The 13,272-nt window shown below is 63.5% G+C and carries 9 protein-coding genes; 8 read left to right on the forward strand and 1 reads right to left on the reverse strand.

All coding sequences use genetic code 11. The features are described from left to right. The 5 genes from B5G09_RS05870 to B5G09_RS05890 all read left to right on the forward strand — a co-directional run bounded on the left by B5G09_RS05870 (window position 1) and on the right by B5G09_RS05890 (window position 8,605). Window positions 1–1,833, forward strand: coding sequence for a hypothetical protein (locus B5G09_RS05870; protein WP_087404429.1), 1,833 nt, complete (start codon window positions 1–3; stop codon window positions 1,831–1,833). Next, window positions 1,823–3,760: a hypothetical protein gene (locus tag B5G09_RS05875; protein WP_143256487.1), complete on the forward strand. Its 1,938-nt coding sequence runs from the start codon at window positions 1,823–1,825 to the stop codon at window positions 3,758–3,760. The genes B5G09_RS05870 and B5G09_RS05875 overlap by 11 nt, the downstream gene beginning before the upstream one ends. Next, window positions 3,747–4,691 carry an alpha/beta hydrolase gene (locus B5G09_RS05880; protein ID WP_087404431.1) on the forward strand — a complete coding sequence of 315 codons (945 nt, stop codon included), beginning with the start codon at window positions 3,747–3,749 and terminating at the stop codon, window positions 4,689–4,691. The genes B5G09_RS05875 and B5G09_RS05880 overlap by 14 nt, the downstream gene beginning before the upstream one ends. A 97-nt stretch (window positions 4,692–4,788) precedes the next feature. Continuing rightward, window positions 4,789–6,849 carry a hypothetical protein gene (locus B5G09_RS05885; RefSeq protein ID WP_087404432.1) on the forward strand — a complete coding sequence of 687 codons (2,061 nt, stop codon included), beginning with the start codon at window positions 4,789–4,791 and terminating at the stop codon, window positions 6,847–6,849. 13 nt (window positions 6,850–6,862) lie between these two features. Next, the gene (locus tag B5G09_RS05890) at window positions 6,863–8,605 is read left to right on the forward strand and encodes a right-handed parallel beta-helix repeat-containing protein (protein ID WP_087404433.1); all 1,743 of its coding nucleotides are present in this window, start codon (window positions 6,863–6,865) and stop codon (window positions 8,603–8,605) included. 79 nt (window positions 8,606–8,684) lie between these two features. Here the strand turns inward: B5G09_RS05890 and B5G09_RS05895 are convergent, their stop codons facing one another. Next, window positions 8,685–9,596, reverse strand: a complete 912-nt coding sequence (locus B5G09_RS05895) for a sugar phosphate nucleotidyltransferase (protein ID WP_206384419.1) — start codon at window positions 9,594–9,596, stop codon at window positions 8,685–8,687. Window positions 9,597–9,867: 271 nt separating this feature from the next. On the opposite strand from B5G09_RS05895, the gene B5G09_RS05900 reads away from it, so the two are divergent. The 3 genes from B5G09_RS05900 to rseP are packed head-to-tail and all read left to right on the forward strand — an operon-like array spanning window position 9,868 to window position 13,265. Further along, window positions 9,868–10,737, forward strand: a complete 870-nt coding sequence (locus B5G09_RS05900; RefSeq protein ID WP_087404434.1) for a M23 family metallopeptidase — start codon at window positions 9,868–9,870, stop codon at window positions 10,735–10,737. 8 nt (window positions 10,738–10,745) lie between these two features. Further along, entirely contained in the window at window positions 10,746–11,921 is a 1,176-nt protein-coding gene (locus B5G09_RS05905; protein ID WP_087404435.1) for a 1-deoxy-D-xylulose-5-phosphate reductoisomerase, read from the forward strand. A gap of 30 nt (window positions 11,922–11,951) precedes the next feature. Further along, entirely contained in the window at window positions 11,952–13,265 is a 1,314-nt protein-coding gene (gene rseP, locus B5G09_RS05910) for an RIP metalloprotease RseP (RefSeq protein WP_087311429.1), read from the forward strand. The last annotated feature ends 7 nt before the right edge of the window (window positions 13,266–13,272 follow it).

The following is a 13,272-nucleotide window of genomic DNA, read 5'->3' on the forward strand; positions in this document are numbered from 1 at the left end:
TTGCTGACTCTGATCGTTTCCGGCTGCGTCGCGCAGCCGGAGACGGTCGTCGTCGAGGCCGATCCGGCCATCGGCGACTTCACCCCCGTCGTGCGCGAGATCCTCGAAAACCACCCCGACGGTGAGGTCACGATCCGGTTCGGCGAGGGGTGCTTCGACTTCTTCCCCGAACGGGCCGCCGGAAAGTACCTCTGCATCTCGAACAACGACAACGGATACAAGCGTTGCGCCTTCCTGCTCGAGGGGATGAACCGCGTACGGATCGAGGGGCTGGGCGACGGAACCCGTTTCCGCTTCCACGGTGCGATGGTCCCCTTCCGCATAGAGCGCTGCAGCGAGGTGCAGTTCGGCCGTTTCGCGGTCGAATACGACGCCTCGTTCATCTTCGAAGGGCGGGTCGTCGCCAACGATCCCGCAACGCGCAGCATCACCCTGCGGCTGCTCGATCCGGAACGCTTCCTGATCCGCGACGGCGAGCCCCGGTTCTCGGGATACGACTGGGAGAGTCCCTTCGGCGAAAACATCCTGTTCGATCCCCAAACCCGTTCGCCCTACTTCGACGCCGAACGCTACGGACACAACCCGAGCATCGCCCTGAAGGCCGAACGGCTCAACGACTCGCTGGTGCGGCTGAGCGGATATGCGGCCCGGGAGCTGCCTCCGGTCGGCAGCGTCTATACGGACAAGGGCCCCCATTCGACCAACCGCCGATATCCGGGATTCTCGCTCTACGCCAGTTCGAAGATCGAACTCTGCGACGTGACGCTCCACGATTCGGGCGGAATGGCGCTGATTGCCGAACGCTGTCGCGATGTCGTCTGCACGAGGTATTGCGTCGAGGTCCCCGCCGGAAGCGGTCGGATGGTCTCGGCCTCGGCCGACGCAACCCACTTCGTCGGGTGCTCGGGGCGCATCGAACTTCGCGACTGCCGGTTCGAAAGCATGCTCGACGACGCCACGAACATCCACGGCGCCTACATGAAGATCGTGGACCGACTCTCCGGCCACCGTTTCGGAGCCAGCTTCGGACACTTCCAGCAGGAGGGATACGACTTCGCCGAAGAGGGCGATTCGCTCGTCTTCGTCGACCGCGCCGACCTCTCCGTAGTCGGCGTCGGAAAGGTCGCGAAGATCGACTGCGTCAACGAAAACTACTACTCGATCCAGACCTCGTTCGACCTCGGGAACATCCCCGACTCGATACAGCTGGCCGTGGCGAACCCCACGTTCGACACCCGCGTCCGCATCTCGGATTGCACGGTCCGGTACAACCGCGCCCGCAGCCTGCTGATCTCAACCCCGGGTGACGTCTGCATCGAAGATTGCGACCTCTCGTCGATGATGGCCGGCATACGCATCTGCGGCGACGCCAACTACTGGTTCGAATCGGGCCGCACGCAGAACATCGTCATCCAAAACAACCGCTTCGGCACGATGGCAACAGGCGGCGTTTCGCCCCAGGCCGTCCTGCAGATCGACCCCGTCATCCCGCACCGGGCCCGCGCCGGACGAAAACCCTATCACGGCTGCATCCGCTTCGAGGGTAATCTCGTCGAGACGTTCGACAACCAGGTGATCTATGCCCTGTCGGTCGATTCGATGGTCATCCGATCGAACCGCTTCGTCGACTCGCGACGTTTCGAGCCCCGTTTCAAAGGGCTGTCGGTCATCGACGCCCAGAGCTGCCGCAGCATCACGATTCAGGACAACGACTTCTCGGCCTGGAAAAAGGATGCGTCGATCAGTCTGGTCGACTGCCCCGAACGCCATCTGCAGGGAGACGGAATGCCTCCCGTAACCGAAAATCCAAACCCCTATTTCTATGAAAATTAGTCGATACCTCTTGCCGGCCGTCGTCGGGACTGCGATTGTCGGGGCGCTGGTCGGGACCTGTCGGGTCCCGGCCTCGCCGGGTATCGTCATCTCCGAGGGCGCACTCTCCGAAGCGCAGATCGCCGAAGACAAGTCCGGGAACGGCATGCAGGCCCCGGATTCAGCCGGCACGGCGGTGCGCGACACGGTCCGCATCAGCGAGTTCGGACTCCGCCCCGATACGGGCGAAGATGCCACCGGGGCCCTGCGCCGCGCCATCGCCGCCATCGCACGGAGCGGCCGCCCCACGGTGCTCCGTTTCGAAGAGGGACGCTACGATTTCCACGCTCCCCGGGGGCAGGACGACCGGGCCAGTGTCGCCGCCCGTCTCTGCGGGCTGCAGAATCTGGTGATCGACGGCGGCGGTGCCCGCTTCATCGGCCACGGCCGCCTCACGCTCTTCGCCGCCGAGGAGTGCCGGAACCTCACCTTGTGCAACTTCTCGCTCGACTGGCAGCGCCCCTACATCACGCAGGCCACGATCACGGCAATCGGCGACGGGCAGGTCGATCTGGCTATCGACCGGGCTCGCTACCCCTACCGCATCGAACAGGGACGGATCCGCTTCCTCGGAGACGGTTGGGTCCGGGAGGTCGATCCCGAAAGCTACTCCACGGCCTACGATCCGAGGAGCGGCGCGGTCCTCTACGGGACGCGTGACTATCCGCTCTCGGAACGCAATGTGCTCTTCCGCGGCGAGGTCCGTGAGGTGGCGCCCGACACGGTGCGCTTCTTCGGCCGCGTCGACCGCAAACTGCCCGTCGGAACCCGGATCGCCCTCTATCACGGTCGCTATCTGGCGCCGGCCATAACGCTGAGCGGCTGCCGCAACACCCGTCTCGAACGGATTGATCTGTTCCATGCCCCCGGCATGGGGGTCTATGCCCTGCGCTGCGAGGGACTCCTCCTGCGGGAGGTTTCCACCCGGCCGAACCGCGCCGAAGGGCGCTGTTTCAGCTGTGTGGCCGACGCCCTGCACTTCACCTCCTGCCGCGGGATGATCGAACTCGACGGCTGCCGGTTCGACGGTCAGGGCGACGACGCACTCAACATCCACGGCGTCTACATCCGCGTGGCCGGTATCTCGAAACAGCGGCGGAGACTCCGGCTCGAAGGCGACCGATTCCCGGCCGACAAGGTCTTCGGCGTCGGTGACGAGATCTGGCCCGTCCACAGGCTGACGGTTGCCCGCGGGGAGCCCCGGCGCATCACGCGGATTGTCGGCCGCAAGGGACAGCTGCTGGAGATCGAGCTCGATCGGCCGCTCGACGGGGAGTTCGCGTGCGGCGACTTCGTCGAAAACGCCTCGTGGACGCCCGACATCAGGATCCACAACTGCCGGTTCGGCCGCGCAAACCGCGCCCGCGGCATTCTGCTCACCTCACCCGGGCGGGTCGAGGTCTTCGACAATCGCTTCGAAACCGCCGGAACGGCCATCCTCATCGAGGGCGACGTCAACTACTGGTTCGAATCGGGAGCCGTGCGCGACATGGAGATCCGCAACAACCTCTTCGACAACTGCGGCACCTCGGCCTCGAACAACGGCGGCACCGGGTGGGGCGAAGCCGTCATCAGCATCACCCCCTCCTTCCGCCCCGACTCGGAGACGTCGCCCGTCTACCACGACCGCATCCGGATTCACGACAACCGCATCCGGACCTACGACCGGCCTCTAATCCACGCCCGTGCGGTCGGTCATCTGCAGTTCGTCGACAACCGCATCGAGCAGACCTCCGACTTCCCGTCATCGGCCGCTCAGCGCGAATCATTCCGACTCGACGGGTGCCGGGATGTCCTCATCGCCGGAAACCGCTATGTCGGTTACGACAAGCCCGACGTCAAAACCTTCCACATGAAACCGAAAGATCTCACCTATGAAAAAGAGTAGAAAAAGAATCATCGTCACGGCAGCCGTAATCGTCGGCCTGCTCCTGGTCGCGCTGGTGGGCGGAAGCGGCTACTTCTGCTACCGGACGCTCAACCCCGACAGGATGAACGACATCCACTGGCTCGAGGAGCAGTATCCCCACGTCGTGGGATGGATCGACAGCATCCGCCAAAACGACCGGCTGCACGACATCTACCGCCCCAACGCCCGCGGCGAACAGCTCCACGCCCTCTGGCTCCGGGCCCCGCAGCCGACACCCCGCACCGCCGTGCTGCTGCACGGATACGAAGGGGCCGCCGAGGCCATGTTCATGATCGGATATCTCTACAACCACGATCTGGGCTACAACGTCCTGATGCCCGACCTGCGCGGCCACGGCAAAAGCCAGCCCCGGGCCGTGAGCATGGGATGGACCGAACGCGGCGAGGTGCTCGACTGGATCCGGACGGCCGACTCGCTCTTCGGCCCCGAGGCGCGGGTGGTCGTTCACGGCATCTCGATGGGGGCCGCCGCCACGATGATCGTCTGCGGCGAAGAGTCGCTCCCGGCATCGGTCCGCTGCGCCGTCGAGGACTGCGGATACACCTCGACCTACGACATCTTCCACGATGCCTGGGGCAAGCAGTCGCGCATCCCACGCTTTCCGCTCTTCCAGCTCTCGGACCTCTGGTGCCGAATCCTCTACGGATGGAGTTTCCGGGAGGCGTCGCCCCTCGAGGCCGTAGGCCGAAGCCGCGTGCCGATGATGTTCATCCACGGCGATCGGGATTCGGTCGTCCCCGTGGAGATGGTCTACCGCCTCTACGAGGCCAAATCCGGAGAAAAGGTGCTCTGGGTACTCCCCGGAGTAGACCACGGCGCCGCCTATCTCGAAGATCCGAAGGAGTACACGCGGCGCGTCGGGGAGTTCGTCGGCCGCTGGATCGACTGACGCCTCCAGGCCATCGCGGCGAGGGGTCGTTCCGCCGGGACCTTCCGGCCGGCGGCGCAATCCGCCATCGAATCACCCATAAAACACGGAAAAACCAATGACCCGAAAACTGTTGTTCTCACTTGCGGCAGCCCTGCTCGCCCTGCCGGCCGCCGCTCAACGCTGGACGCTCGATCCCCAGGGTGGTATCGTCTGGCAGCCCCAGGGCGACATCCCCCACAAGGACCATCTGGAAATGACCGGCGAGCAGATCTCCGCTGTCCTCCGCTGGGCGGTCGATGAACGGGGGGCCTTCCACGTCGAACGGTCGCTCGTCTTCCCGCTGCTGCGCGTCAAACCCGACGACACGCACGCCAGCCTGATGTGCCGCGTGGCAACCGACATCCCCTCGCTGCTGGCCGTCAACACCTCGGCCGTGGGGTTCAACGCCTCGGCCCTGCAGTTCGAACGCGTCGAGAAGATGCTCTTCGACGGCACGCTCCGCGTGCAAAGTCTGTGGAGCTTCAACGGCGTCGGGGCCGGATACGACGAGGTCGAAAACCCCGCCCCGGTGCTCGCCATGGAGCGCACGATCTTCCCCTCGCCTACGCAACCCGCCCTCTGCGAACGTTACCTGCTCCGCAACATCGGGCCAAAACCCCTCGAAATCTCCGTCCCGGAGTTCACGCAGGAGTTCGTCACGCCGGCTCATCGCGGTATGACGGGCAGCTACCTCATCCGGGCCGAGATCGCCGATCCCGGGGTGAGAACTCTCCAGCCCGGGGATTCGACCCTCGTCGAGACGCTCTTCCGCGCCTGCCGCGTCGGCGAATCCCTCCAGCCGACAGACGTCGGAGCGGAACTCGCCGCCCGGAAGGCCTTCATCAATGAGGTGACAAACAACCTCGTGCTCGAAACTCCCGATCCGGTCATCGACCGCGAATTCCGCTTCGCCAAGATCCGATCGACCGAAAGCATCATCAAAACCGCCGGCGGTTACATGCATGCCCCCGGCGGCGAGTGCTACTATGCCGCCATCTGGGCCAACGATCAGGCCGAATATGTCAACCCCTTCTTCCCGATGCTCGGCTACGAAATCGCGGACGAATCGGCACTGAATGCCTTCCGCCACTTCGCCCGATTCATGAACCCCGAATACCGACCACTGCCCAGCTCGATCATCGCCGAGGGCCGCGACATCTGGAACGGCGCCGGAGATCGCGGCGATGCCGCCATGATCGCCTACGGTGCCGCCCGATACGCCCTGGCCCGCGGTTCGAAAAGCGAGGCCGAAGAGTTGTGGCCCCTCATCGAGTGGTGTCTCGAGTACTGCCGCCGCAAACTGACCCCGCAGGGAGTCGTCGCCTCCGATACCGACGAACTCGAAGGCCGCTTCCCGGCCGGTGAGGCCAACCTCTGCACCTCGACGCTCTACTACGACGCCCTGCGTTCGGCCGTCTATCTCGGACGCGAACTCAAGCGCCCCGCCGCCCGGCTGCGGCAATATGCGTATCAGGCCGACCGGTTGGCCGAAGCCATCGACCGCCACTTCGGCGCTACGGTGGGCGGGTATGAGACCTACCGCTACTTCGACGGCTGCACGAAACTCCGTTCGTGGATCTGCATGCCGCTGATCGCCGGACTGAAAAACCGCAGTCGGGGAACCGTCAGCGCCCTGCTCGGCAAAGAGCTCATGACGCCCGACGGCCTGCTCACCGAACAGGGAAGCTCGACCTTCTGGGACCGCTCGACGCTCTACGCCCTGAGGGGCATCTACATCGCCGGGGAGGCCGACCGCGCCACGGACGTCCTCGCCCGATACGCCCGCCGCCGGCTGACCGGCGACCATGTTCCCTATCCCATCGAGGCGTGGCCCGAGGGTTCGCAACGCCATCTGGCCGCCGAAAGCGGACTCTTCTGCCGCGTCGTGACCGAAGGGCTGTTCGGCATCCGACCCACCGGATTTCGGACCTTCGAATGCACCCCCTCGATGCCTTCGGGCTGGAAACGGATGGCCCTGCGGCACATCCGCGCCTTCGGAAACGACTTCGATCTGGAGGTCGAACGCATCGACAACGACCACCTCTCGCTCCGCCTCGCAGTGGCCGGGCAGCCGGCCCGAACCTTCCGGATCCGTCAGACAGAGACCCCGCAGATCCGTCTCCCGCAACATCCGTAATACACGTCCGATCATGAAATCTCTCCTCCGCGTACTGCTCCTTGGGGCCGCTGTGATCCTCTCGGCCTGCCGGACGTCGGCCTCCGGCGGCGACGTCCGTCTGAGCGACTTCCTCGATCCCCGGGCCGACAGTCTCGACGCCGGACCCGCCATCCGCCGCGCCCTGGCACACTGTGCCTCGACCCACGCCCGACGGCTCATCCTCCCCGGCGGCGAACTCCGCATCCGGGAAGATCTGCTCGTCGAAAAGTATCAGTTCATCAGCAACAACGACGAAGGGCTCAAGCGCATCGCCTTCGATCTGGACGGATTCGAGAACTTCACCGTCGAAGGCGCCGGAACAAGGCTCCTCTTCACGGGTTTCGTCTCGCCGTTCAGCCTCGAACGTTGTCGAAACGTCCGGATCCGCAACCTCGAAATCGACTTCACCCGCACGTTCCACTCCGAAGCCACGGTCCGTGCCGCCGGCCCCGGCTGGCTCGATCTGGAGTTCCCGGCAGCGTATCGCTGCGACCTCTCGGACGGCTGTCTGCGGCTGCTCGACGACGAAGGTCGCTCGTACCCCTACTCCAGTCTGCTGGAGTTCGACGCCCGACGCCGCGAACCCGCCTTCCACGTCGACGACTACTGGCTCCCGGCTCACACCATTCCCGCCGAGCGCCGTGCAGACGGTCGGATCCGCATCTTCCGCCCCGATCTGAAGGCCACGCCCGGAAATACGCTCGTCTTCGGCGCCGCACGACGGCTCAATCCCGGATTCGTCCTCTCCGATTCGCAGGTCGTTGAGATCCACGACGTCACGATCCACCACTGCGGCGGAATGGGCGTCATCGCCCAGCGGTGCAGCGACATCACCCTCGAAAGACTGCGTGTCGTCCCCGCTCCCGGCCGCATGATCAGCATCACGGCCGACGCCACCCACTTCGCCAACTGCTCGGGGAAGATCCGCCTGCTCGACTGCACGTTCCTCAACCAGAAGGACGACGCCACAAACATCCACGGAATCTACATGCCCGTCGTCAGATGCATCGGCCCGAAAACACTCCGGCTCCGGCTCGCCCACAGCGGGCAGTACGGCGTCGACTTCCTCCGCGAGGACATGCAGGTCGAGGTGGTAGACAACCGCTCGCTGATGACCTATGCCCGTCGCACAGTCGGGCAGGTGCAACGCCTCAACAAGGAGTTCACGGAGGTGACCTTCACCGAACCCCTCCCCGACTCGATCCGAACGGGCCATCTGATCGCCGCCGACGAGGCCGGTCCCGACGTGCTGATCCGGGGATGTCGGATGTCCGGAAACCGCGCCCGCGGGCTGTTGATCGGTTCGCGCGGGAAGGTGGTCATCGAGGAGAACTACTTCCACATCGCCGGCGCCTCGATCCTCTTCGAGGGGGACGGCAACTTCTGGTTCGAACAGTCCGGCGTACGCGATGTCACGATCCGGAACAACCGTTTCGAAAACGGAAACTACGGCAGTCTGGGCTGGGGCGCAGCCTGCATCGCCGTCGGCAGCGGAATCCCGGATCGCGCGGCAAGCCGATACCACCGCAACATCCGCGTCGAGGGAAACACCTTCCGCGTCTTCGACCCCCGCATCGTCAACCTCTACTGCGTCGACGGGTTCCGATTCGCCGACAACAACCGCATCATCCGCACGACGGACTATCCCGCACAGTTCGATCCGGAGCTCTTCTTCCGCTTTGCGGAGTGCGACCACGTCGAGGTGCCGGCACACGTCGTCTGGCAGGAAGAGTAGGTTCACCGAGTCCGCCCGGCACGAAAAAAACGGAGCCGCATCCCTGCTGAAACAGGAATGCGGCTCCATCCTCGGAAGGTTATTTCCAGAGGTTGCGCGGGTATTTGCCCTCCGAGATCATCTTCTCGATGGCGGCCATCAGCGCCGGTTTGTCCTCCTTGTAGGTTACGCCGTGCCACTGGGCGGCCGAACGCAGCACGCGAAGCGTCGACGTCCCGTCACCGATCAGTTTGTTGACCATCGTCGGGATGTAGAACTCCGCCTTGATATTGTCCCGGTTGGCCTCGTACCAGGTCCGGAAATAGGCCTTCGTGTGGTCGAAATAGTCCGGCGTGAAGCCAAACAGGTTCATCGAAACCGGCGTATCCTCGGCCAGTTCCTCGTCGGCTCCGCCGTCGTGGAAGACGATCTTCCCGTCGGGCATCCGCTCGATCTGCGTCCGCTCGACCATCGACGAGAGGTTGCCGTCCTCATCCACGCCGCAGACCCCGCGCGAAACCGTGCCGTTCGCCGACAGCGTCCTGTTCAGATCGTAGGCCACCATGCAGTAGCGGTCCTTGCTGCCGTCGAGCTGCGAAAGGTATTCGCCGATGGTCTGGTATGCCTCGGCTCCGTAGAAATCGTCGGCGTTGATCACCGCAAACGGCTCGTGGATCGCATCGGCCGCCATCATCACCGCATGGTTCGTCCCCCACGGCTTCACGCGCCCCTCGGGAACGGTCAGCCCCTCGGGCAGGTAGTCCAACTCCTGGAAAACAAACTCCACGGCTATGCGCCCGCCAAACCGGTCGGCCGAAAAAATCTCCTGAAACTCCTTGGCAAAGGAGTGGCGGATGACGAAGACCACCTTGCCGAATCCGGCCCGGATGGCATCGTAGATCGAATAGTCGATGATCGCTTCGTTGTTCGGACCGACTCCGTCCATCTGCTTGAGCGACCCGTAGCGGGATCCCATGCCCGCGGCGAGTACCAATAATGTGGGTTTTACCATAATTTTATCGTGCTTTTGACGTTTTGTTCCCAATGAATTACAAAGTTAACACTTTAAGCGCGAATTGCCAACTTTTTTCCGCTTTTCAAACACCTCGGGGCCTCGGGACGAGGACGAAGACTCAAATAAATTTGGCAGTCCCGGTCGCTTGTGCTATCTTTGCAAGGATAAACCCGGCCGGCCCCCCGCTGCAGGACTCCCCGCCCCCACCGTGCGGACCTCCGCCCCGGCTGACGACCCCGGCCCGGCTACGACTTAACCGACTCCGTCTATGAACTGGTTGAAAAAAATAAAGGCCTGGTGGCACGGATTCTTCCGCAAACGAAGATTCAACATGCTCAACGCCACGGACCTCTCCGAAGAGTGGCACATGCACCTCTCGCCGGCCAGCATCTTCGCCGGATTGATTGCATTCCTGCTCATGCTCTTCATCATCACCCTCTCGCTGGTGGCTTACACCCCCGTGCTGGAGTTCCTCCCCGGATACCGCACCGAGGCCGACCGCTCGCGCGAAAGCCTCATTCAGAACATCATCCGACTCGATTCGATGGAGCGCGTCATGAACGACATGATGACCTACAACGAAAACATCGCCCTGATCATGGAGGGCCGGACTCCCGTATCACGCGTCCTGGCCGCCTCCGATTCGTCGCGCATCTCCAAGGTGCTCGTCGTCCCCTCGCGCGAGGATTCGATCCTGCGCGCCGAAATGGAGGGAAGCGGCCCCTATGCCCTCTCGGGCCAGGAGAACGGCTCGCGCCGACAGGTCCGCGAGGCCATCGAACTCGCCTCGCCCGTCGAGGGTATCATCACCGAACACTTCGATCTGAAGGAGAACCGATACGGCGTCAAGATCGCCGCCGCTGCCGCCGACCGCATCGCCGCCGTCGACAACGGAACCGTCGTCCAGAGCCTCTGGTCCCCCGACAACGGATACACGATCGTCATCCAGCACGCCGCTAACCTCCTCTCGATCTACCGGAACCTCTCCCAGTCGCTCGTCGCTACGGGTCAGACCGTCCGCGCCGGCGAACAGATCGGGTACAATGCCGAAGCCGAAAACGGAGAGGTCAAACTCTTCGAATTCGAACTCTGGAACAACGGGAAACCCGTCGATCCCGAAAGATACATCGTCTTCTGACCCTGCCCATGAAACAACGCCTCGCCATCCTCGGATCCACCGGCTCGATCGGTGTGCAGACCCTCGACATCGCCCGTGAAAACCCCGACCGCTTCGAAGTGAGGATCCTTTCAGCCCACCGCAACTGGGAACAACTCGCCCGTCAGGCCCGCGAATTCGACGCCGATACGGTGGTCATCGCAGACAAACAATACTACACGCCGCTGTGCGAGGCCCTCGCCGATACCGACACGAAGGTCTATGCCGGCGAGGAGGCCGTGGCTCAGGTAGCCGCCGGAGGCGATTCCGACGTGGTGGTCAACGCCCTGGTCGGATATGCCGGCCTCGCGCCTACGGTGGCCGCCGTCAGCGCCGGCAAGAAGCTCGCTCTGGCCAACAAGGAGTCGCTCGTGGTCGGCGGTGCGTGCGTCATGCCCTTGGCCCGCGAACACAAGGCCCCGATCCTGCCCATTGATTCGGAACATTCGGCCATCTTCCAGTGTCTGCTGGGCGAACACGCGCCGGTGCGCAGGCTCCTCATCACCTGCAGCGGAGGCGCATTCCGCGACCTGAAGCGCGAAGAGCTGGCCTCGGTCACCGTCGAGCAGGCCCTCCACCACCCCCAGTGGCACATGGGTGCCAAGATCACGATCGACTCCTCGACGCTCGTCAACAAGGGTTTCGAGGTCATCGAGGCCCACTGGCTGTTCGGAACCCCGCCCGAACGCATCGCGGTGGTGATGCACCCCCAGTCGATCGTCCACTCGATGGTCGAATTCGAGGACGGAGCCATCAAGGCCCAGCTCGGTGAACCCGACATGCGCATGCCGATCAGCTTCGCGCTGATGTTCCCCGACCGCGCCACGCGTCCCGACGCCCGATTCAGCTTCGCGGACCATCCCCAGCTCTCGTTCGGCCCGGTCGACGGCGAAAAATATCCTGCGCTGGGAATCGCCTACGACTGTCTGCGCCGCGGCGGAACGGCCCCCTGCACGATGAACGGAGCCAACGAGGTGGCCGTGGCCGCATTCCTCGCCCGGCAGTGCTCGTGGCTCGACATCGTGCGAACGATCGAACACACGCTCGACAAGGCCGCGTTCACGGCCCGTCCCTCGCTCGGGGATCTGGCCGAGGCCGACAGAGAAGCCCGGCAGCTGGCCGCCCGGTTCCTCGGCGTCGACACAAACCCCGCCCGGCGGGGCTAAACCCTTCACCCGGAAAAATACCAAACAAGAATGGACATACTCATCAAAATCATTCAGTTCTTCCTCTGCTTCACGATCCTGGTCGGAATCCATGAGTTCGGGCACTTCATCATGGCCCGCGTATTCCGGATCCGCGTCGAAAAGTTCTACATCTTCTTCGACATCGGTTTCTCGCTCTTCAAGTTCCGCCGCGGAAACACCGAGTACGGCATGGGCTGGCTCCCGCTGGGCGGTTACTGCAAGATCGCCGGCATGATCGACGAGTCGATGGACAAGGGTTATCAGAGTCAGGCCGTACAGCCCTGGGAATTCCGCGCCAAACCCGCCTGGCAGCGCTTCCTGGTCATGATCGCCGGCGTGGTGATGAACCTCCTGCTCGCCGTGGCCATCTACATCGGAATCAGCTACACGTGGGGCACGACCTACCTCTCGAACGAGGACGTCAAGTGGGGCTACAACTTCAACGAGGCCGGACACCGGCTCGGCTTCCAGGACGGTGACCGAATCCTGACCGTCGACGGCCAGCCGATCGACGACTTCCTCGACATCCTCAACGCCATGGTCATCGTCGACGCCGACCGAAAGATCGTCGTTGAGCGCAACGGAGAGCAGGTCGAACTCACCCTCCCGCTCAACGAACTGATCGCCATGCGCCAGAACAAGGGCTACGAAGGACTGCTCGTCCCGCGTCAGCCGTTCGTCATCGACAGCGTCGTGGCTCCGACGGTGGCCATGCTCCGCCCGGGCGACGAGATCGTCGGAATCGACGAACTGGCCGGCGTCGAATATCCCGCCTTCCGCGAGTACATCCAGTCGCATGCCGGCGATTCGGTCCGGCTGCACGTCGTGCGGCAGGGCGTCGCGCTGCCCGCCTTCGCCGTCCCGGTCTCCCAGGAGGGTACGCTCGGAGTCATCCGCGAAGGGTACACCCTCCGCACCCAAAAGTACACCTTCTGGCAGGCTATCCCCGCCGGATTCCACAAAACCGGAGAGGTCATCTCCTCCTACTGGCAGCAGCTGAAGATGATCGTGAAGCCCAAGACCAAGATGTACGAGGAGCTGGGAGGATTCCTCGCCATCGGAAGCATCTTCCCCTCGTCGTGGGACTGGCAGGACTTCTGGCTCAAGACCGCATTCCTCTCGATCATCCTCGCCGTGATGAACATCATCCCCATCCCCGGTCTGGACGGCGGTCACGCCATCTTCACCTTCTGGGAGATGATCACCCGGCGAAAGGTCAGCGACAAGGTCCTCGAGGCCGCCCAGTATGTCGGACTGGTCATCATCCTCATGCTGCTGCTCTACGCCAACGGCAACGATATCTACCGATTCTTCATCAAATAGCTCCGCA

Origin of the sequence: Alistipes sp. An54, assembly GCF_002159375.1 — a bacterium.
Taxonomy (GTDB): domain Bacteria; phylum Bacteroidota; class Bacteroidia; order Bacteroidales; family Rikenellaceae; genus Alistipes; species Alistipes megaguti.

Excerpts from the sequence above, each read along its gene's own strand:
- B5G09_RS05875 (WP_143256487.1), top strand. The coding sequence starts at position 1,823 with ATGAAAATTAGTCGATACCTCTTGCCGGCCGTCGTCGGGACTGCGATT.
- B5G09_RS05880 (WP_087404431.1), top strand. The coding sequence starts at position 3,747 with ATGAAAAAGAGTAGAAAAAGAATCATCGTCACGGCAGCCGTAATCGTC.
- B5G09_RS05885 (WP_087404432.1), top strand. The coding sequence starts at position 4,789 with ATGACCCGAAAACTGTTGTTCTCACTTGCGGCAGCCCTGCTCGCCCTG.
- B5G09_RS05890 (WP_087404433.1), top strand. The coding sequence starts at position 6,863 with ATGAAATCTCTCCTCCGCGTACTGCTCCTTGGGGCCGCTGTGATCCTC.
- B5G09_RS05895 (WP_206384419.1), bottom strand. The coding sequence starts at position 9,596 with ATGGTAAAACCCACATTATTGGTACTCGCCGCGGGCATGGGATCCCGC.
- B5G09_RS05900 (WP_087404434.1), top strand. The coding sequence starts at position 9,868 with ATGAACTGGTTGAAAAAAATAAAGGCCTGGTGGCACGGATTCTTCCGC.
- B5G09_RS05905 (WP_087404435.1), top strand. The coding sequence starts at position 10,746 with ATGAAACAACGCCTCGCCATCCTCGGATCCACCGGCTCGATCGGTGTG.
- rseP (WP_087311429.1), top strand. The coding sequence starts at position 11,952 with ATGGACATACTCATCAAAATCATTCAGTTCTTCCTCTGCTTCACGATC.